General features: G+C 53.1%; 20 protein-coding genes. 11 read left to right on the top strand and 9 right to left on the bottom strand.

Annotation, left to right across the window (positions count from 1 at the left end; all coding sequences use genetic code 11):
- Position 1: 1 nt before the first annotated feature.
- The 3 genes from CZ787_RS06955 to mpl are packed head-to-tail and all read right to left on the bottom strand — an operon-like array spanning position 2 to position 2,654.
- Positions 2-622 (bottom strand): LysE family translocator, encoded by a 621-nt coding sequence (locus tag CZ787_RS06955; RefSeq protein ID WP_087107560.1) that lies wholly within the window; start codon positions 620-622, stop codon positions 2-4.
- Positions 619-1,272, bottom strand: a complete 654-nt coding sequence (locus tag CZ787_RS06960) for a flavin prenyltransferase UbiX (protein ID WP_087107562.1) — start codon at positions 1,270-1,272, stop codon at positions 619-621. Before CZ787_RS06960 ends, CZ787_RS06955 begins: the two co-directional genes overlap by 4 nt.
- Complete coding sequence (mpl, locus tag CZ787_RS06965) at positions 1,269-2,654, bottom strand: UDP-N-acetylmuramate:L-alanyl-gamma-D-glutamyl-meso-diaminopimelate ligase (RefSeq protein ID WP_087107564.1); 1,386 nt, start codon at positions 2,652-2,654, stop codon at positions 1,269-1,271. Before mpl ends, CZ787_RS06960 begins: the two co-directional genes overlap by 4 nt.
- A gap of 290 nt (positions 2,655-2,944) precedes the next feature.
- Between mpl and CZ787_RS06970 the strand changes: the two genes are divergently transcribed.
- The gene (locus CZ787_RS06970; RefSeq protein WP_087107657.1) at positions 2,945-3,334 is read left to right on the top strand and encodes a glutaredoxin family protein; all 390 of its coding nucleotides are present in this window, start codon (positions 2,945-2,947) and stop codon (positions 3,332-3,334) included.
- On the opposite strand, the gene CZ787_RS06975 is transcribed toward CZ787_RS06970, so the two are convergent.
- Positions 3,331-3,831: a hypothetical protein gene (locus CZ787_RS06975; RefSeq protein WP_254908583.1), complete on the bottom strand. Its 501-nt coding sequence runs from the start codon at positions 3,829-3,831 to the stop codon at positions 3,331-3,333. The genes CZ787_RS06970 and CZ787_RS06975 overlap by 4 nt on opposite strands.
- A gap of 291 nt (positions 3,832-4,122) precedes the next feature.
- Here CZ787_RS06975 and CZ787_RS06980 point away from each other — a divergent pair, with 291 nt between their 5' ends.
- The 7 genes from CZ787_RS06980 to pepQ all read left to right on the top strand — a co-directional run bounded on the left by CZ787_RS06980 (position 4,123) and on the right by pepQ (position 12,240).
- Positions 4,123-5,694, top strand: a complete 1,572-nt coding sequence (locus CZ787_RS06980) for an ABC transporter substrate-binding protein (RefSeq protein WP_087107566.1) — start codon at positions 4,123-4,125, stop codon at positions 5,692-5,694.
- A 181-nt stretch (positions 5,695-5,875) separates the two neighbouring features.
- Positions 5,876-6,925, top strand: a complete 1,050-nt coding sequence (locus tag CZ787_RS06985) for an ABC transporter permease (RefSeq protein WP_087107568.1) — start codon at positions 5,876-5,878, stop codon at positions 6,923-6,925.
- Positions 6,922-7,878 carry an ABC transporter permease gene (locus tag CZ787_RS06990; protein ID WP_176372180.1) on the top strand — a complete coding sequence of 319 codons (957 nt, stop codon included), beginning with the start codon at positions 6,922-6,924 and terminating at the stop codon, positions 7,876-7,878. Before CZ787_RS06985 ends, CZ787_RS06990 begins: the two co-directional genes overlap by 4 nt.
- Positions 7,879-7,885: 7 nt before the next feature.
- Complete coding sequence (locus tag CZ787_RS06995; protein ID WP_087107570.1) at positions 7,886-8,902, top strand: ABC transporter ATP-binding protein; 1,017 nt, start codon at positions 7,886-7,888, stop codon at positions 8,900-8,902.
- A 17-nt stretch (positions 8,903-8,919) separates the two neighbouring features.
- Positions 8,920-9,966, top strand: a complete 1,047-nt coding sequence (locus CZ787_RS07000) for an oligopeptide/dipeptide ABC transporter ATP-binding protein (RefSeq protein ID WP_087107664.1) — start codon at positions 8,920-8,922, stop codon at positions 9,964-9,966.
- A 49-nt stretch (positions 9,967-10,015) separates the two neighbouring features.
- A complete protein-coding gene (locus tag CZ787_RS07005; RefSeq protein WP_087107572.1) occupies positions 10,016-10,927 on the top strand; it encodes a LysR family transcriptional regulator in 912 nt (303 codons plus the stop codon).
- A 14-nt stretch (positions 10,928-10,941) separates the two neighbouring features.
- Complete coding sequence (pepQ, locus tag CZ787_RS07010) at positions 10,942-12,240, top strand: Xaa-Pro dipeptidase (protein WP_087107575.1); 1,299 nt, start codon at positions 10,942-10,944, stop codon at positions 12,238-12,240.
- Between the two features lie 89 nt (positions 12,241-12,329).
- Here the strand turns inward: pepQ and CZ787_RS07015 are convergent, their stop codons facing one another.
- Complete coding sequence (locus tag CZ787_RS07015) at positions 12,330-12,935, bottom strand: OmpW/AlkL family protein (protein ID WP_176372181.1); 606 nt, start codon at positions 12,933-12,935, stop codon at positions 12,330-12,332.
- 564 nt (positions 12,936-13,499) lie between these two features.
- On the opposite strand from CZ787_RS07015, the gene CZ787_RS07020 reads away from it, so the two are divergent.
- Positions 13,500-14,354 (top strand): AAA family ATPase, encoded by an 855-nt coding sequence (locus tag CZ787_RS07020; protein ID WP_087107579.1) that lies wholly within the window; start codon positions 13,500-13,502, stop codon positions 14,352-14,354.
- A 3-nt stretch (positions 14,355-14,357) separates the two neighbouring features.
- Positions 14,358-15,539: a vWA domain-containing protein gene (locus tag CZ787_RS07025; protein ID WP_087107581.1), complete on the top strand. Its 1,182-nt coding sequence runs from the start codon at positions 14,358-14,360 to the stop codon at positions 15,537-15,539.
- A gap of 28 nt (positions 15,540-15,567) precedes the next feature.
- Here the strand turns inward: CZ787_RS07025 and CZ787_RS07030 are convergent, their stop codons facing one another.
- Positions 15,568-16,128 carry a hypothetical protein gene (locus tag CZ787_RS07030; RefSeq protein ID WP_087107583.1) on the bottom strand — a complete coding sequence of 187 codons (561 nt, stop codon included), beginning with the start codon at positions 16,126-16,128 and terminating at the stop codon, positions 15,568-15,570.
- A 169-nt stretch (positions 16,129-16,297) separates the two neighbouring features.
- On the opposite strand from CZ787_RS07030, the gene CZ787_RS07035 reads away from it, so the two are divergent.
- Positions 16,298-16,633, top strand: coding sequence for a RidA family protein (locus CZ787_RS07035; protein ID WP_087107585.1), 336 nt, complete (start codon positions 16,298-16,300; stop codon positions 16,631-16,633).
- A gap of 72 nt (positions 16,634-16,705) precedes the next feature.
- Here CZ787_RS07035 and CZ787_RS07040 read toward each other — a convergent pair whose 3' ends face one another.
- The 3 genes from CZ787_RS07040 to CZ787_RS07050 form a co-directional block, all read right to left on the bottom strand.
- On the bottom strand, positions 16,706-18,661 hold the full coding sequence (locus CZ787_RS07040; protein WP_087107587.1) for a tripartite tricarboxylate transporter permease: 1,956 nt from the start codon (positions 18,659-18,661) through the stop codon (positions 16,706-16,708).
- A gap of 91 nt (positions 18,662-18,752) precedes the next feature.
- The gene (locus CZ787_RS07045; RefSeq protein WP_087107589.1) at positions 18,753-19,859 is read right to left on the bottom strand and encodes a tricarboxylate transporter; all 1,107 of its coding nucleotides are present in this window, start codon (positions 19,857-19,859) and stop codon (positions 18,753-18,755) included.
- 52 nt (positions 19,860-19,911) lie between these two features.
- Positions 19,912-21,036 (bottom strand): 4-oxalomesaconate tautomerase, encoded by a 1,125-nt coding sequence (locus tag CZ787_RS07050; protein ID WP_087107591.1) that lies wholly within the window; start codon positions 21,034-21,036, stop codon positions 19,912-19,914.

Here is a 21,036-nt window from a genome sequence, read left to right on the forward strand (position 1 = left end):
CCTAGCCTAGCGCCAGCCATAATCCGACGCCCATCATTAACGTGCCGGCAATGCGGTTAAGTAAACGAACATTGCCGCTTTTTCCTAGCGTTTTACGCAGCGTTTTACCGCCGACGGCATACACCAACAGGCTGGCAAACTCGATCAATAAAATGACCACAATCAGCAGAATCAGTTGGCTGCCAAGCGGGCGGCTGCTATCCAAGAAGGGGGGCAGCAGTACCATAAAAAATGCCCACCCCTTCGGATTAGCCACAGCGGTGACAAACCCTTGCATGGCAAGTGTTAGCCGTCCGGCGGCAGGCCCAGCATTTAGTTCACTGGGAATCGCCATACGCCCACGAGAGCGCCACATCATAATACCCAAATAGGCCAAATAAGCGCCGCCCACCCACTTGAACACCGTGAAGAGCTCAGGCTGACGGAGCATTAAGGCGGCTACCCCAGCGCCTGCAGCTGCGGCTACCAGCCCTACGCCAACCAGCTCTCCCATCATCATCCACAGCGTACGTTTCACGCCCTGAGTCATGCCCAGCACCATGGCAAGCGTCATGCACATACCCGGCGTTAGTGACACAAATAAAAACGTGGGTACAAATATAGAGAGCGTGGCCCAGTTCATTGCTTATCCTTAGACATGTTATCTGCTTCATCCTCGCCCCAGCGAGGCATCAAGGTATGCTGAATGCCCAACTGATTAAGAATGCGTGCCACAATAAAATCAATGAGATCATCAATGGATTGCGGGCGGTGATAAAACCCAGGGGCGGCAGGTAAAATGACAACCCCCATGCGGCTTAGCCCCAACATGTGTTCCAAATGGATAGGCGAAAATGGACTCTCTCGAGGCACCAGCACTAGCGTTCGACGCTCTTTAATCGCGACATCGGCCGCCCGCTCAATCAGGTTGTTACTTGCCCCGGCGGCAATAGCAGAGAGCGTTCCCGTCGAACATGGGCACACCACCATAGCCGAGGCCGCTCCAGACCCAGAGGCAACAGGCGCCATCCAATCCTCTCGCCCAAAGCAGCGGATTTGGCCAGGCGCGGCGCCGCTACGCTCTCTCAATGCAGCAGCCAGCCGTTCTGGCTGTGCAGGCAGGCTAATGTCGGTTTCCGTGGCAATCACCATGTGTGACGCTTTGGAGATCATGACCCACACTTCATGGCCTGCCTCTACCAATACGTCTATCAGCCGCAGGCCATACTGCGCCCCAGAAGCGCCCGTTAATGCCACGGTGATCGGCTTTTTGAACAGGGAATCTTTACTCACGCGTTCAATTCCTTGGCCGTTAAGGCATTTAGTAGACGTTCATGTACGCCCTCAAAGCCACCGTTGGACATCACCACAATCCGATCCAGCGGTTCGGCATGGCGAACGACCGCCTCTACCAGCGCTTCAATCTGCTGATAAAGATGAGCTTTAGCACCTTGCTCAGCTACCAGCGCCTCCATCGACCAATCAATACCGGCAGGTTGATACCAATACACCTGATCCGCATCAGCGATGCTGTCGTTGAGTCGATCGCGTAGCGCACCTAACCGCATGGTGTTGGAGCGTGGTTCAATGACCGCCAACAGGCGCCCTTTGGTCGTTGTGGCACGCAAGCCTTGCAAGGTCGCCGCAATCGCCGTGGGGTGATGGGCAAAGTCGTCAATGACTTGAACCCCCCCCACTTCTCCACGCACTTCCTGGCGCCGGCGTGGCGTTTCGAAACGCGCTAGTGCTGCGCATGCCCGGGCTAAATCAACTCCGCACTCGTGGGCAGCCGCCAACGCTGCCAAGGCATTTCGCGCGTTGTACACGCCGCTTAACGACCACTCGACTACGCTATCCTCTTCGCCCTGGTCTGTGCGGTGAATAACCTGAAAACGGCTAGCATCAGGGCGCTCAAGGCAGAGCTGCCACGCACTTTCGGACTGCTCACCAAAGTGTTTAATGGGTGTCCAGGCTCCCATCGCCATTACTCGCGCTAACGCTGGCTGTTCATCGGCTACCAATAGACACCCCTGGCTTGGCACGGTGCGCACAAGATGATGGAACTGGCGTTCAATAGCGGCTAAATCCGGAAAGATATCCGCGTGATCAAACTCAAGATTATTGAGCACAGCGATATCGGGACGGTAGTGCACAAACTTGGAGCGTTTATCAAAAAAGGCCGTATCGTACTCATCTGCTTCAACAATAAAAGGCCCCTGAGGATCACCCAGCCGCGCGGAAACACCGAAATTTCGCGGCACACCGCCAATTAAAAAGCCCGGTACTTGGCCCGCGCTCTCCAATAGCCAGGCCAGTAAACTGGCGGTGGTGGTTTTACCATGGGTACCGGCGATAGCAATTACCTGCCGCCCTGGTAACACATGCTCAGCAAGCCACTGCGCTCCTGAGGTATACGGCAAACCGCTGTTAAGTAGCGCCTCTACTTCCGGGTTCCCGCGTGACAACGCATTCCCCACGACCACCAGGTCAATCGAAGCACCAAGGTGCTCTGCTCGATAACCTTCCATTAACGTAATGCCTGCTTCAGCAAGCTGAGTACTCATCGGAGGATAGACGTTTGCATCTGACCCGCTAACCTGATGGCCCTGCTCGCGCGCGAGTAGCGCAAGACTACCCATAAAGGTGCCGCAGATACCGATAATATGGAGATGCATGGTTTCTGTCCCTGAACAACGTAATAAACACAGCTTAAAATAGCTGAAAAGACTAGCATGCTCGGCTTGTTTACTCACCCAGAAGCAAGGGTTTAAGCACTCGTGGTGGCTAAAAAATGCCCCAATATACGTATAGCGAGCGTAGCCAAGTGACAAATGCGTTCGATTATTGCAGGATGCGCGCACGCTTATTTAAAGCCTACCTGTTGGCGCGTAACCTCGCTGTTTACAATGACGTACTTTTTCTAAGAACGCTGACCCATGCCCCAGGGTTAGCGATGGAGTTTATTATGCGTGTATTAATTCGCTATTTTTTCCGTGGTGTTCGTTTGGTGCTGGCACCGGTCATGCTTATCAGTGAAAAACTCTCAACGCCTAACGCGGTTGAGCGTGCACCCGCCGATCAAGCGCGCGTCGACCAGGCTTGCCAAAACCTGGCCCTTTATCAATTCCGTACCTGCCCTTTTTGCATTAAGGTGCGGAAAGAAATTGCCCGCTTAGGACTAACCATTGAGCTGCGCGATGTTCAGCATGACCCCGCACACAAGCAGGACCTTCTTGAAGGCGGCGGCAAAACCAAAGTGCCTTGCTTAAAGATTCACCATGAAGATGGTCGCGAAGAGTGGCTGTATGAGTCTGATGATATTAATGCTTGGCTACATCAGCAATTTGGGGCCTAGAACGCTGCTCGATAGGCATTAACGTCAAACTGCACATCAATGTCGATTCCCTCAGCCCGGCTGGGCGCGTCGTCCTGTGCAGTTTGCAACGCCAATACGCCTTCGACACGCCCAGCAATATGAATGTGGCTGCCCTGCTGTTCAAGCTGCGTCAACGTGACGGTAACACTGCCTCCCTCAGAGGTATAAAGCGGCGGTACGGTGGTGCTGCCGATCAGTTGCACCACGTGGGCATCGATAAGCTGGTTGTCTTCAACCGTTAGGCTAATAGACAACCCTTCGTAGGCGTCCCTTTGATCAGGCTCGACAAACCCTGTGATAATGATTTGGCGTTGATCGCCAACCTCTACAAAAGAAGCATTGGAGTCACGGCCCTGACTCAGCACAAACCACTCCCGCGGCTCGCCGTCCAGCATGCCTTCAATAGTGTCAGACTGTACGCTTAATGGAAGCCAACCGATTAACACCAGAATGGTCCATTGATTCCATTTCATCATTTTCAGCCCTGCCTTTCAGCGGGTCACTAATGGCTTTCGTGGGCTGATAACAAACGCCCGTTTATTTTCCACCTACGACTTTAGACTAGCTTGCACTCCATTATTCACTGCTATAAGCCCAATCATTCAATAGTTGAATAGGGTCTATCATTATTTCGATTGTGTGACGTATTCAACACTCTCTATGTTAATAAGATAGCTTACAAGCTGACCGTGTCTGCTTTGCTGTCTCGCCAATAGCGTTTAGACGGTAATGTGAACAATAAAATTATCAATAATACGGGAACGATTATGGCGCTCAAAAAAAAGATACTGGCCACTATTATCGGTGCAACTGTTGCGGGTAGCGCAGTGCTCCCTTTAACAGCAAACGCTGAAACGTTGCGCATTGGCTACTCCGCTGATCCGGAAACGCTTGATATTCACGAACAACTTTCCGGCGGTATGCTGCGTTTCTCCCACTTGGCGTTTGACCCTCTCGTCCGCTGGACCAAAGACTTTCAGTTTGAGCCCCGCTTGGCAACTGAATGGGTACAAACAGACGATACGCATATGCGCATGACGCTTCGTGAAGGCGTTACGTTTCATTCGGGTAACGAGCTGACGGCTGAAGACGTGGTATGGACGATTGAGCGCTTAAAAGAGAGCCCTGACTATCGCGCCATTTTTGAGCCCATTGCTACCGCCGAAGCGGTCGATGACTACACGGTAGAAATTACGACGACGGCCCCCTATCCGCTGCTGCTCAACCTGGCGACCTACATCTTCCCCATGGATAGCCAGTTCTATACCGGTGAAACCGAAAATGGCGTCGATAAAGCGGAAATCGTAAAAGCAGGCAACTCGTTTGCTTCACGCAACGTTTCCGGTACCGGCCCGTTCGTTCTAACTGACCGTCGCCAAGGCGTGCGTGTCGATTTTGAGCGCTTTGAAGATTATTGGGATACGGAAAGCGAAGGCAATGTCTCAAGCATTGTACTCACGCCGATTGCGGAAAACGCCGCGCGCGTAGCAGCCTTGCTCTCAGGCGGCGTCGATTTTATTGATGCTGTACCACCGAATGACCTAGAGCGCGTTCGTGAAGCAAGTGATGTTGAGCTTTTCGAAGTACCGGGCACGCGCATTATCGGCTTCCAGCTTAACGAAGAACAGGTTGAAGCCTTCAAAGACGTGCGCGTTCGTCAAGCCGTTGATCTTGCCATCAACCAGGAAGGCATCGCTGATCGCTTAATGCGTGGCTTTGCGACACCTGCTGGGCAGTTTTCACCAGAAGGCTACTCCGGTCACAACCCGGATCTGGTACCACGCTATGACCTGACCCGCGCTCAAGAGCTAATGGCGGAAGCGGGTTATGAAGATGGCTTTAGCGTGGACATGATTGCGCCCAACAATCGCTACGTCAACGACGCACAAATTGCCCAAGCGGTCGCGAACATGCTATCGCGTATCAATATCAACGTTAACCTGCGCACCATGCCGCTTGCCCAGTACTGGCCGGAATACGATACCCGTCAATCGGATATCGCCATGCTTGGCTGGCATTCGGATACTGAAGATACTGCCAACTTCTTCCAGTACCTCTCCTTCTGTATTGATGAAGAGAGCGGTGCGGGCCAATACAACTATGGCAATTACTGTAATGAAGAGATCGACGCGCTTGTCACTGAAGCCGACAGCGTAACCGATCTTGAGCGACGCAATGAAATGCTGCGTGAAGCAGAAGCCATGCTGTATGAAGATGTTGGTTTTATCACGCTGCATTGGCAGAACCTTGCGTATGCCGCTGCCGAAGGCGTTGAGATTGAACCCGTCGTTAACGCCATCGACTTCCCCTATCTGGGCGATCTCGTGATTAATCGTTAAGTTTGATTAACGGTTTGTAAATTGCCTGCACGGATGCTTCGCTCTCCAGCCAACTGGAGAGCGAAGCGCTTGTTGTGTCGAAACCGCGTCAAAACTGTTGCGTCAAAACCCATTGCAAAATGTTTAACGGCACTTACCCCGACTTCCTTTGCTAAACACTATTACATAGGTGGCGTACGCCATGATTGCCTTTTTAATCAAGCGGCTGATGCACGCGGTATTGGTGATGTTCATCATCAGCGTGCTGGCCTTCGCCATCCAGGATAACCTGGGTGATCCGGTACAGCAGATGGTCGGACAATCGGTCCCCGAAAGTGAACGAGAAGCCCTACGCGAGCGCTTGGGCCTTAATGATTCATTCATGGTGCAGTATGTACGCTTTGCCAAAAACGCCGTGCAAGGCGACTTTGGTAACTCCTACTTCTACCGCGAACCGGCGCTCAGCGTTATTGCACGCCACCTGCCAGCAACGCTTGAGCTCGTCTTTGCAGCCACCTTAATTATCGTGGTGTTTTCGGCACCTATCGGGGTATACAGCGCTATCAAACCGCGCTCGATTATCTCCCGTTTTTTTATGGGGGCGTCGATTATCGGCATTTCGATCCCGGTATTCTTAACCGCGATTGTATTAATTCAAATTTTTTCTATCGGCATTACCGTCTCTATTTTTCCCGAGGGAACCGCGTGGGGGGCCTGGTTAAACAGTGCATTATCTACCCAAGGCAATATGCCCTCGTTTGGGCGCGGTTATGACCTGGTGCACGTGTTTGGCTATTGGGATACCAACCTGGCCTCCTGGAGCGGCCTGCAACACCTGGTGCTACCTGCCATTTCACTCGCCTCTATCATGCTGCCGCTGTTTATTCGCTTGATCCGCGCTGAAATGATGGAAGTACTGCAGTCTGAATACGTTAAGTATGCCCGAGCCAAGGGTATTTCAATGCGCCGCGTCTATTTTGTCCATGCGCTTAAAAACACCATGCTACCGGTGATCACCGTAGGAGGTGTTCAAATTGGTACGATGGTGGCATACACCATTCTGACCGAAACCGTGTTCCAGTGGCCGGGCATGGGCCTTATGTTTTTGGACGCGATCAATCGGGCTGATATCCCGCTAATCGTGGCCTATCTAATGATTGTCGGTGTCATTTTCGTGGTGACCAACACCATCGTGGATTTGATTTACGGCTTTGTGAACCCCACCGTAAAACTGACGGGTAAACCCGCATGACGATGACAACAAAGAGCGTGCCCAAGAGCAAATCGCCCAGCCATTTTCAACGCTTTCGCGACTCCTATTTATGGTACAGCTTCAAGAGTGACCGCACGGCACAGCTTTGCTTGGCCGTGTTTATCTGCCTGGTGGTGGCTGCTTTTGCCGCGCCTCTTATTGCGCCTACCGATCCGTACGATTTGCGTCAGATCGATATTATGGCCTCCGAATTGCCACCGTTCTGGGTCGACGGAGCGGACGAACGCTACTCACTGGGCACCGATGCCCAGGGCCGAGACCTTTGGTCGATTATTTTGTACGGTACGCGGGTATCGCTTTTGATCGGCTTTGGTGCGGTTATCTTGCAGGCACTTTTGGGCGTGACATTTGGCCTGATGGCGGGCTATTTGGGCGGCCGTGTGGATGCCTTTTTTATGCGCTTGGCGGATATTCAGCTGTCGTTCTCCACCTTGATGGTGGCTATCGTGGTCGGCGCTGTCGTGAAGGCCACCATGGGTAGCTCTTTTTATAGTCAATATGCAGTACTGATGCTGGTACTGATTATTGGCTTGGCCGAGTGGCCACAATACGCCCGCACCGTGCGCGCTTCCGTACTTGCCGAAAAAAACAAGGAGTATGTAGACGCTGCTCGGGTGATGGGATTGCGCAGCAAACGGATTATGTTCCGCCATGTGTTGCCCAATACGTTATCGCCTATTTTCGTTATTTCTACCGTGCAAATTGCCAACGCCATTATTTCTGAAGCGGCGCTGTCGTTTTTGGGCCTGGGGATGCCCGAGACCCACCCATCGCTTGGTTCGTTAATCAAGGCAGGCTTTGACTACATTCAGTCAGGCTCCTGGTGGATCACGCTAATTCCCGGTGCGGTACTGGTAGTGCTGGTGCTGTCTATCAATCTATTGGGCGACTGGCTGCGCGATGTCATGAACCCACGACTCTATAAAGGCTGAGGACACCATGGCATTACTTGAAGTTTCTCAACTGGATGTACGTTTTGGCCTGCGCCAGGGCGAAGTACGTGCACTGCGTGACGTTAGCTTTACGCTGGAGCGCGGTGAACGTTTAGGCATTGTAGGCGAGTCTGGTGCTGGCAAATCGGTTGCGGCGTTTTCGCTGCTTAATCTGATTGCCAGGCCAGGGTTTATTGCCGGTGGCAGTATTGCGTTTGAAGGACAAACGCTCAATACCATGTCAGAGCGCGGGCTGCGTAAAATACGTGGCAACCGAATTTCGATGATCTTCCAGGACCCAATGATGACGCTGAACCCAGTGTTATCGATTGGCGCTCAAATGGTGGAGTGTCTAAAAGCTCACCGACGGATTTCCTCTAAAGAAGCTCGCGCCATTGCACTGGATAAATTACGCCAGGTGCAAATTCCCTCACCGGAAAAGCGTCTTGACCAATACCCTCATGAGCTTTCGGGCGGCATGCGACAGCGCATTATTATCGCTATTGCATTGCTGCTTGACCCGGACATCATTATCGCCGATGAGCCTACGACAGCACTGGATGTCACCATTCAGGCAGAAATCATGGCGCTATTGCTGGATCTCTGCGAACAGCACAATGTCGGGCTTATTTTGATTACTCACGACCTTGGCGTTGTGAGTCAGGTCACTCAACGCATGCTGGTCATGTATGCCGGTCGCGTGATTGAGCAAGGTCCTACGCGCGAGATCATTAATGACCCACAGCACCCCTACACCCAAGGGCTGATTAATGCCCTGCCCCAGATGGCAACGCCCGGTGAAAGACTGAATCAGATCCGTGGCAGCATGCCTTCGCTTTCCAATCTACCAAGCGGCTGCGCCTTTCATCCGCGCTGCGACTTTATTAAGCGCGCCGATGGGCAAACCCGCCCCGCTTGTATTGAGCAAGTACCCGGTTTTGTACAAGCGGGCAACTGCCAGGTAGCTTGCCATATGGTGGCTGAACTGCTGGAAGATCGTCGTTTAAAGGAGGAAAGCCAATGAATACGCAGGCAAGTGCGATGGCAGAGCATCACATCCCCGCTGAAAACGTCGAAGAAGCCCAGACACTTCTGCAAATCTGCGATCTCAAAAAGCGGTTTTCGCTGTCAGGCGACTTTCTTGACCAGCTGCGATTTAAAGGCGGCAAGCTCGTTCGTCACCAGGAGCACGTACACGCTATTAATGGCGTAAACCTGGAGATAATGCGTGGCGAAGCACTCTGCGTCGTCGGCGAATCCGGCTGCGGAAAATCTACCGTCGCCCGTACGGTCATGGGGCTAATCACCCCGTCTGAAGGCGAGATTCACTATGATGGTCAGCGCATTGACCATTTAAGCTCGCGCCAATTGCTGCCGTATCGCAAACGCATGCAGATGATCTTCCAGAACCCTTACGCGTCACTTAATCCGCGGATGACCATTCAGCAAACGCTGGAAGAGCCACTGCGCTTGCATCACCCTACATGGAACCGCCAGCAGATCGCCGATAAGGTCGAAGAAGTAATGGGCTCGGTGGGCATTGACCCAGACTGGGGTAAGCGTTTCGGTCATGAATTTTCCGGCGGCCAGCGTCAACGTATTGCCATTGCGCGAGCGCTGGCAGTAGATCCTGAATTTATTGTTGCCGATGAGCCCATTTCAGCGCTGGATGTCTCTATTCAGGCGCAGGTGCTGAACCTGTTGATGGAAGCCCAGCACGCGCGCAACTTGACCTACCTGTTTATTACCCACGACCTGGCGGTCGTGGAGCATTTTGGTACACGGGTTGCCGTGATGTATCTGGGTACCGTGTGCGAAATAGCCACGACCTCTACCCTGTTCGCCAAGCCTCGCCACCCATACACTCAAGCACTCCTTTCATCTATTCCGCGCCTTGAAGATGATCGGCCGCAGCATATTCGCCTTAAAGGTGAGGTGCCAACGCCAGTTAACTTACCTAGCGGCTGTGTTTTTCATGGTCGCTGCCCGTATGCCAATGCGCGCTGCATTCAAGAAATCCCGCCACTAAAAATGCAGGATGACGGCACGCGTGTTGCCTGCCACGCTGTTGAGGAAGGCCGCCTATGAAACGTAGGCATTTACTGGCCAGTCACGCCATCTCACTGCGAGGTAAAGCATGGAAATTCGCTGGCTAGAAGACTTTATTGCCCTGGCCAGGACTCGGCACTTTTCACGTGCCGCCGATGATCAAAATGTAACCCAGCCGACCTTTTCTAGACGGATTAAACTGCTTGAAGAAGAGATGGGTATTACACTCATTAATCGCCAAACGCTACCGCTTTCGTTAACCCCCGCCGGTGAGGAGTTCCTCACCTTATGCGAACAGGTAACGGAGCGCGTTCGTTTAACGCGTGATCGATTGCGCGAGATTAATGCCGGTCAACAGCGGCGCATTATGGTGGCCGCCCCGCAAAGCCTGCTGGGGAATTTCCTGCCTGAATGGCTAGCGTCTGCCGGCTGGCAAGACCGTGTACAGCCCTACCTGCGCGCTACCGGATGGATTGCTCACGACTATTTTCAAGCATTAATGCGCGCAGAGTGCGATTTGGCTATCTGTTACTGGCCTGTCGGGCGTTGCGACCTGGATATCGATACAAGCGCTTGTACCTACCGGGTGATCGGCCATGAACGGCTAATTCCCGTGACGGGGCTTACTCCTCAAGGCGAGCCTTGTACCATTGTACCAGGCACACGCCAGCAGCCCTCGCCTTGGCTTGCCTACCCCAAGCGAGGCCTGCTGGGCTCTGCGATAAAGGCACACCTGGCCAGATTACCTCAAAGCACCCACCTGGTGGCACAAAGTGAAAATCTGTACGCGGCAAGCATAAAAGAGCTGGTATTGCTGGGATATGGCATGAGTTGGCTGCCGGAGCGCAGCGTTTCACATGAGCTCGCCCAAGGCACCCTCGTCAGAGCAGGCGATAGCCGCTGGGATGTGCCCATGGAGCTGCGCTTATACCGCCATCAGCATCAGCACCATGCAGAACTAGACAAACTCTGGAGCGAACTCGCCCCGTCACGTAGTTAACAGGATAGACTTTCATGTCAACAACGCTTTTTAACCTGCAGCTTGATCATATCGTTCATTTACAACATGCCTATGAGCAGGTGTTAGCAAAGTACGGCTTTGACAGTCTGGTGATTTATAGCGGCCACGCCAGCCATCATTTTGCTGACGATCATGCCGCCTCTTTCCAAACCTATGGCCATTTTATGCACTGGGTAGGCCTTGCGGATATTCAGCACAGCTGGCTAGTCATCCAACCCGGCAAAAAACCGCAGTTTTATCTGCATGCACCCGCTGATTTTTGGCATCAGCCTACTCAGCTACCCGATGAGCCTTGGCTATCCGTCATTGATGTACATCAGTGTACCCAAGCCCTCGCGCCTCCCGTGGAGGGCCGCAGCGTCGTCATCGGCGATATAGCAAGCACGACGCCCGATATTCAGCAAGCGCTGAACGCTGAAACAGCCTCTAATGAGGTTGTGCGAGCGCTTGATGAACTTCGCATGTTCAAAACACCTTACGAAGTTGCCTGTCTACGAGAAGCTAACCACCTAGCAATGGCAGGTCACGAGGCCGCCCAAGCCGCCTTTATTGGCGCTTCAGGCGAGCTCGATATTCAACTGGCCTACCTAGCGGCTAGCCGACAACGCGAATCTAACGTTCCCTACCAGAATATTATTGGTTTGAATGGACATGCAGGCGTCCTGCACTACCAACATTACGATATAACACCACCCAGCCAGCGCTACAGTTTGTTAGTAGATGCTGGGCGACGCTTTAGAGGTTACTGCGCAGATATCACCCGCACCCACGCAGGGCCTGATGCCCCCGCGATTTTTGAAGAACTGGTAACGGCGCTACATCATCTAAAAGATGACATTATTAGTCGCATCGAACCTGACACCTCTTTTGTTGAGTTACATCAGCAAATGCACCAAGCCCTGGGAAGCGTCCTCGTTGCCCATGACGTATTTAAAGGCACCGTCGAGCAAGCGGTAAGCGAAGGGGTCACTCGCGCCTTCTGCCCACACGGTTTAGGTCACTCCCTGGGGCTTCAAGTGCATGACGTAGCCGGTTTACGCCACCCTGATGGCTCAGCGGCCCCTGCCCCCAGCGAACATCCCGCCCTGCGCTTAACGCGCATTTTGAAACCCGGCATGGTGGTAACCGTTGAGCCAGGACTCTACTTTATTCCGATGCTCCTAAACCCGTTGCGCGACACATCGCTTCCAGTTAACTGGACGCTGGTGGATCAGTTAATGTCCTGCGGCGGTATTCGTATCGAGGATAACGTGGTGGTCACTGAAAGCGGTTATGATAATTTGACCCCATAAGGCCCGTAGCAGAACCTGTTGTTAAGCCGTAACAAAAACACCCGGCGCAAGGCCGGGTGTTAGATGATATTTTGAAGCTGGCTTATGCCTTAGAAACGGAACGTAACGCCACCGCCGATGGTGACCGGATCCATATCAACTTTACCGATATGTTCGCCATCACGTTTGATCTCGCCATCAACATCCGCATAGCTTACGTAGCCATTCAGTAGCACATTCTGGGTTACTGCTAAATCCACACCGGCTTGGCCGATAGCGCCATAGCTTCTGCGTACGTCAATATTGTCAGGACCACCAGAGAAGCGTGTGTAGTTAAGACCTGCGCCAACGTACGGCTGAACACGTGAATCCAGCCCACCCATGGGGTAGTAATTTACCAATAGATTTACGGGTAAGCGATCAATGCTTCCCAGGTCTTGTGATGCCGCATTGAGCCGATGTTCAAACTTTTCAGAACTATTAAGCTCAACACCCACTTTATCAGTAAATAGATAACCAGCGCCGAACGTGAAGCCTGTCTCGCTTTGAACGTTCAGTGACTCTCCGTTGATATTACCGTTGCCCGATCCTGTATCGGTTTGAGCGACGCCACCACGAACAAATGCATCGCCAGCGTTGTACGCTAAGGCAGCCTGGCTTGCCAATGCTAAGCCAGCAGTTACCACAGCGGCTGAAATTAATTTCATATTGCTCATTAGGTTCATCCTCTATGCATTTTAGCTTGGGATTGGTGTCGACCAACCGGCTTACCTATACAATATATACCAATCGAACAGTGTTTCCAAACTTCTTGTGACATTCTTGTTATATGTTGAAAATGTTAGCTCTTTTTCTTCAAACATAAAAAAAGCCCCCCGAAGGGGACCCAAGTGGAGCACGCCAGCTCACACGGTGTATCGCAAAACGGTCATTACCGTGGCGATATAGCAAAGAAGGAAGAGCATCCAATGTGGCTAGTGATGCTGTTCATTTGCTTCGTACTTACGATATAGCGAACTGCGTGCCATCATCCTAAAAACTATTAAAATACAAATACATATACAAAGCACCCGTACTCAACTCGCCTACCTCAATATCTCATGCGAAGAAAGTGCACCAACCCTGTTCGTGCTTAGGTAGTTTTGCCCCATAAAGGTACCGTGCGTATCCATTGGGTCTTGGTGCTTCTATTTAACGCTATCGGAATTGGCTGTTGGCCCCGACACCTACCCTCACGTACACTTGTTTGAATACGTTTTCGACCCGTCGAGGCACTCTTCATGGCGTTTGACTCTACTTCTTCCTACATTGCCACTGATGCACTAAAGCAAGCGGTTAACGCGGCGATTGTTCTTGAACGGCCGTTGCTTATTAAGGGCGAGCCTGGCACCGGTAAAACCCTGCTCGCGGAAGAGCTGGCCGAGTCATTGAGCACTCAGCTGATTACCTGGCATATTAAATCCAGCACCAAGGCCGCCCAAGGGCTTTATGAGTACGATGCGGTTAGCCGGCTGCGCGATTCTCAGCTAGGTGTCGAAGGCGTGGAGAACGTAGCCAACTACATAAAGCCCGGCAAACTGTGGGAAGCCTTTACGGCCAATGAACGTGTCGTGCTTTTGATCGACGAGATAGATAAGGCCGATATCGAGTTTCCGAACGACTTGCTCCAGGAACTGGATCGCATGGAGTTCCACGTTTACGAGACCGGTGAAACGATCCGAGCCGATCAACGCCCCATTATTATCATCACGTCCAATAATGAAAAAGAGCTACCCGATGCATTTCTGCGCCGCTGCTTTTTTCATTACATTGAATTTCCCGACCGAGCCACTCTGCAGGCAATAGTGGATGTGCACTTTCCGGATATTGCACCGCGGCTGGTCGGCGAAGCGCTGAACGTATTTTTCGAACTGCGTGATGCGCCCGGCCTTAAGAAGAAGCCTTCAACCTCGGAACTGGTTGATTGGCTTAAGCTGTTAATGGCGGATGAAATTGCCCAGGAAGCGCTCTACAACCGCGACCCAGCCAAGGCACTGCCGCCCATGGCCGGCGCACTGGTTAAAAACGAGCAGGATACTCAACTGCTTGAACGCCTGGCGTTTATGTTACGCCGTCATAAAGGTACAGGTCGTTAAGCCATGTTTATTGGTCTGTTCGAAACCTTAAAGCGTGCGGGCGTGCCTGTTTCGCTGCGTGAGTTATTGGACCTGCACGCGGTGGTTGAACGTGGCGTCGTATTTGCCGATATGGCAGCATTTTACCAAGTCGCTCGCACAGTAATGGTAAAAGACGAACGCCACTTTGACCGTTTTGATCGTGCGTTTGCTGCCTGGTTTAAAGGCCTTGAAGACATGGACGCCGCCATTGAGGCGCTGATTCCCGATGACTGGCTGCGCCGGGAATTCGAAAAGCAGCTATCTGATGAAGAGAAAGCCAACATTGAATCGCTCGGCGGCCTGGAAGCACTGATCGACACCTTTAAAAAACGCCTGGAAGAGCAAAAAGAGCGCCATGCAGGCGGTAACAAGTGGATTGGCACGGGCGGCACCAGCCCATTTGGCGCCTATGGCTATAACCCTGAAGGCATTCGTATCGGCCAGGAAGGCTCACGCCATCGCCGCGCAACAAAGGTCTGGGATGAACGGCGCTTTCGCGACTATGACGATTCGCTAGAGCTGGGTACCCGCAATATCAAAATGGCGCTGCGCCGACTACGCAAGTTCGCACGCCAAGGTGCTTTGGAAGAGTTCGATGTCGACAGTACCATTCGTGAAACAGCGCGCGATGGGGGCTTACTAAACGTTCAGATGCGCCCTGAGCGCCACAACGCTGTTAAGGTGCTGCTGTTTCTGGATGTAGGCGGCTCCATGGATGATCACATTCGCGTTTGTGAGGAGCTGTTTTCGGCTGCCCGATCTGAATTCAAGCACCTTGAACACTACTACTTTCATAACTGTTTATACGAAGGGGTCTGGCGACATAATTCAAGACGCGGCAGCGAGCGCATCCCCACCATGGACGTTCTCCACACTTACGGCGCGGATTATCAGGTAGTCATCGTGGGCGATGCGGCCATGTCACCTTATGAGATTACTCACCGAGGTGGCAGCGTCGAGCATTTTAATGAAGAGCCCGGCGGCGCATGGCTGAAACGCGTCTGCGAGACCTTTCCCCACTTGGCATGGCTTAACCCCATGCCACCTCGCGCTTGGGAGTACACGTATTCCACGCAGTTAATTCGTGACATTATTGAAGACCGCATGTACCCCATGACACTGGAAGGGCTGGAAAGCGCCATGCGCGAGCTGGCCAAAAAGTAGCCTCGGCCAGCTCACAGGATAAGCATGCTCAGAGCGTTGCGGGAAACTGGTTCAAGCCGTTTAAAAAGTCCTGCTTGGCGCTTTCAAATGTTTTTGGGTCGTGCTTAAAGCGTCGTAAAATGAGTGCCTCATCCAGCGCAACGGTCGCGGCCAGTTCGCCTGCATGACTGGCCGGATGGCGGCCACTTAAACCAATGCGCTTGCTGTCACCGCCATCAAACCAGCGCTTGATACCGCTCGCCTGATAAACCGCTTCCTGCTCCGCATTATCCACCTCAACGCGCAGTGGGGCTTTGAGTGCCAATTCGCTGATGAGCCGCTGCTTGGCGCCTTGCTCAAACTCGCAGGCGTGAGTAATCGTCATGCCTTCGCCCGCTTCATCCAATACCAACAGCGCCAGCGACAACGGCTTACCAGCGCCATCAACACCCGCCACCAAACGGGCTATTTCCTGGGTAAACAGCACCTTGCGCGTACCGGCAAACACCACCAGCGGGGTTAACCCTGCCTGCTGACCATAAACGCTAGCGCACAGTTGCGCTAAACAGGCATCTCGCTGCCCCGCTTCTTTAATCTGAACTACCTTCATTACGCTCTCTTTAAGCTGTTGCTAACCGTATTAGCTACGTTAATGCATGTAAACTGATCGGGATACGAATAGTCACGCAATTGAGCACTTTTGCTGCCCGCTGGAGGTTAAATGCCTCAGTTTATCAACTGATCCGACACTACCCAAACCAGACTTCACAGGAAGTCACATGGTGATAGATGATCACTACGTCTTCATCTCGGGTCTAACCGTTGCCGACCTTTCTAACGGCCACGATGCTAAAGGCGATATCAAGGAAGAAACGCGCCTAGTGATGCGCGAGCTTGAACGCATGCTGAACCAAGAAGAAGGCAGCTTAGCGGATGTGGTGCGTGTTGACATCCATTTGGCTGATTTAAAAGGTATCAGCGCGATGGACGCTATTTATTCCGAATTCTTTGGGCCGGGTTGTTACCCGGCCCGCACATGCACTGAATCGCCCTCTATCTGCGGCGGTAGTCGCCTTGAAATTACCCTGATGGCTAAATGCGTTAGAGATTCGTAGCTCTAGCTACTTTGCAGCACAAAAAGCCAACTGAATGGCCTTTTGTGTACTCGTCTCTAGAAAGAACTTGTTTTACAAACTTGCCAACATTCCAGTGGGATAAGTAAGCGTCAGCAGATTTGCCATCCCCATTAAGAAGAGCGTCACTCCAGCCGCTAAACCCACGGCAGCTACGGGCTTCATACGTGCCACCACCAGTAAGAAGCCAAGGCAAAATATGGCGGCGGCAAACAGGAAGCCGAGCATCATCACGCCTCCAATCAACGCGAAGAAACCGGCGACCCAAGGCAACTGCTGACTTAATGTCTGAGTTTGCCACTTCATCGGTTTGATGACCGTTCTGACAATTTCCAGCACGCAGGCTGCCACGATAATGGCAATCGCCAACCGGGGCATGATGCCACCCAGCATGGAAAGATCCGCAAACGCCCACCACATATACGCGGCACCGGCTAACAGGCTGCCCAGCAATGCCACATCAATCACGCCCAGCGATAGCGGAGCCACCTCTTCTTGAAGCGGATGAGCAGCAGACTCCTCGCTTTGGCGGCGCTTTTGCAGGTGGTTACGTAAAGAGCGACGTAGCGGCGGAAGTAGCAGTGAGGCCGCAATCAGTGCGCCAATGACCAGTACGCCAGGCCGCATGAAGGCCTCAGCCCCCTGAAACTGGGCGGCTTGATAGAAGTATGCTTCAGCACCGGGCGCGAGCACAAAGCCAATCAAGAAGGCCGGGCGAGACCAGTTCGCCTGCTTGAACAGCACACCAATCGCACCAATAATGCCGAGTGCAAAGAGATCCCCCAGCGAACGCGTTGCTTGATAGGCCGCAAAGAGAATCAAGATGGTAATCAGCGGCGCTAAAATCACGAACGGCACTCGCGTTAAACTCGCCACCGGACGCGCTAAGCCTAAACAGAGCGCAGCGCCTAAGATATTCGCTAAAGCTAACGACCAAATAATGGTGTACGTCAGATCAAGATTGGTCTCCAGCATACTAACCCCGGGCTGAAGGCCCAGCAGTAGCAAACCACCTAAGAACACCGCCGCCGTGCCAGACCCAGGAATACCAAACAGCAGCGTGGGCACCATTGCCCCGCAGGCACAGGCGTTGTTAGCAGATTCGGGCGCAATCACACCACGAATATCGCCTTTACCGAACTGTGATTTATCCTTGGCACTCTGCACCGCATGGCCATAGGTGAGCCAATCCACCACTGAACCCGCCAGACCAGGAATCGTGCCCATCAAGCTGCCAATGCCCGCGCAGCGAGCCACCAACCCAGGCCGTTTGGCTACATCCTTGACGCCCTCCTTCCAGCCTTTGCCCAATTGGCAGGGCTGCTCGGCAATTGCGCCGCGCTTCACTAATAAATCAATGATTTCAGGCAGTGCGAAAATACCTAACCCCACCACCACTAACGGCAATCCATCGTAGAGGTAGTCAATTTCAAACGGCAGCCGGAACTCCCCAGTGGCGGGAGCCATGCCAATGGTGCCCACCAGTAAGCCAGCGCCGCAGGCAGCAATGCCTTTAAAAACATCTTTACCAGACAGAACCGCCACCATGGAAAGCCCCAGCAGCGTCAACATAAATAGCTCTGAGGAAGAGAACGACAGCACAACAGGCCGGGCAATGAGGATAAAAGCCGTCAGCACCAGCGCACCGATAAGCCCACCGATCATTGACGACAGAAACGCGCTAGAGAGCGCTCGTGCCGCCTGCCCTTTCTTAGCCAATGCAAAGCCATCCACCACGGTGGCCTGGGAAGCACTAGAGCCTGGGATTCCAAGCAGTACAGAGGCAAACGTATCGCCAGTGGGAATCACCGCCACTAACCCCATCAGCATACCCAGGGCGACGGAAGGCTCCATACCATAGAGGAAAGGCAGCAGAAGCGACATACCGGCAATGCCGCCAAGTCCAGGGATGATGCCCACAATCAGCCCAATCAGGACACCAATCACCATGTACAGCATATGGGGAACAGTAAACAGCTGCCCCAAACTGGAGAATAAGACATCTATCATTGTATTGGCTCTTATGTTGTTTAATGTAAGGGAGCCCAAAAGCACTGCTTAAGCAGTGCTTAAGCAGTGCTTTTTTGTGTTAACTGGCGTGTTAAATACGGGCACCGTGCTGCTCTAGCAGCCACTCGACCAACCACTGTCGCGTGGCATCATCAAGTGACATGGCCTCCTGTAGATGCTGCTCAACGACCTCACCCACCACTGGCGTGTAGGGGCCAAGCTGTGCCATTGCTGCATCTTTAAACGCTTCTGTATCCAGAAAACGCTGTGCTGCTTCGCGATACTCCTGAATCAGCGCTTGTGGAGCATCGTTTGGCAGTAGGATCAACTTTTGCAGCGTGAACCCCGAGGCAAAGAACTTACGATACGCCTCGGCGGCGGGACCGCTAGGCGCTTCACCATGCAGGGTTTCATACACTTCATTGAAGGTTGGCAAGTCAGGAAAGGCAGGATCACGAACGATCTCGCCGCTGTCATTAAGCACGCCTAGGGAAAACAGCGGCACCGCTCGGCCGCTCTCTACCAGAGGTTCTACGCTGCTGAAATAGGCAGAGGTGGTCTGGAAATCGATATCGGCCTCGCCACGCTCAAAGGCTAACCGCCCTTCTCCACGGCTACGCATGCCCGAAACGGCCTGCACATCGGCCCCCAGCAAATCAAGCGCAATCAATACCGGCAGCTCTAGCCCGGTATGGCTTTGAACGGCAAACTTAACGCGCTGGTTAGTTACCGCGTTCAGCACTTCCTCTGCGCTATCGCCTAGGCCAGGTTGGGCATAGACCACGCCGCCGGTGGGCGTCGCTAAAATCGGCGTCCAATCATCGTAGCTATAGCGTACTCGGCGGTCTTGCAGCATGGCAGGGTATTGGGTAGAGGCAGACGTGCCAATCCACTGGCTACCATCCGAGTCCGCCCGCATAGCGAATAGGTTACTGCCGTTAATAGAGCCACCGCCGGGTACGTTGTCGATCACTAGCGTCGGGTTGCCTTGAATATGGTCGCTCATCCAAGTAGTGAAAAAGCGTGCCCATACGTCGGTTCCTCCGCCCACACCAAACGGAATGGTCCAGCGAATGGTGTCAGGCACGTTCACATCGTCAGCTTGAGCATTCACACTGATAGCACCGAGCGTGGAACAAGCAACCACAAGTAGCGCTTTCTTGAACGTCTTTAGTGGCGTGTTTTTCAGAGTGGCCATGGCGATACTCCTGTTATTGATTACTGTCGGTCAGTCATAAAGGTAGCGTTATTCAATCAACGGTTTCGATAACGTGTTGCCCCACTTTCTTTGGAGGGGTCGCGTAAAAAATTTGCCCGCTCATGATTTTGCGAGCCGTTCGAATGAGCGATACGCGCGCTAGGTCAAACGCATTCTGCTGGCGATATTCGGCCGTTAGCTCAATAGAGCCAGAAGGATGCTCCAGAACAATCTGTGATAGCAGTTGCCCAGCGGAAAGCTTATGAGTGCTCATGGCCATGTGATTGGCAATCGAGCCGGGCACGTTAATCGCCGCCACCACGGCCATCGCGCCTGTAACGGCAATCGCTTTATGGCAGCGATGGGGCACAAAATAGCGCACATTCAGCGTGTGGGATGCTGCTTCAGCCGCTGAAATAAGTACCACCTTGGGCAGCACGCTCTGGCTAACATCGCCCATTCCCATTCGTCGCCCCGCTTCACGGCGCAGTGTCTCTAAGCGGGTTAATAAGGCCGCGTTATTATCCAGCTCAACAGGCGACTCATGGCCAGTTAACCCGACCGACTCAGCGCGCAGCAGCATAATCGGGGTGGCCGCATCAATACAGCTCACCTCGACACCATCAATCTCATCGCAGGCGTTTCCGGTGGGTAGCAGCTGGCCCGTTTTACTGCCCATGATGTCTAAAAAGCTGAGCTGGATGCCCGCCGCACTGCCAGGAACGCCGCTAATGGTAACGCTACCTTCGTACTGCACCTGCTTACCCGGAGTGGGTACATGGCACTCAATCAACCGCTGGGTGTTCAGGTTATGCACCTTCACCACGGTCGTACCGTCTTGGGGTTCCACCAGCCCTGTTTCGATGGCATAGGGCCCAACGGCAGAGAGCATGTTGCCGCAGTTCGGGTTAAAGTCGACGCGCTTGTTCACTACGTCTACTTGAGCAAACAGGTAGTCAACATCGGCATCAGGGTGTGACGAGCGCTCCACAATGGCCACTTTGCTGGTGAGCGGGTCGCCGCCTCCAATACCATCGATCTGTAGCGCATGGCCGGAGCCCATCAAACTCAGCAGAATATCAGCCTGCTGGGCCTGGTCACTGGGCAGATCTTTCATGCGAATAAAGGGGCCTCTAGAGGTGCCGCCCCGCATAATGACACAAGGAATGCTGTTCAT

The organism is Halomonas citrativorans (assembly GCF_900163645.1).
Lineage (GTDB): Bacteria > Pseudomonadota > Gammaproteobacteria > Pseudomonadales > Halomonadaceae > Vreelandella > Vreelandella citrativorans.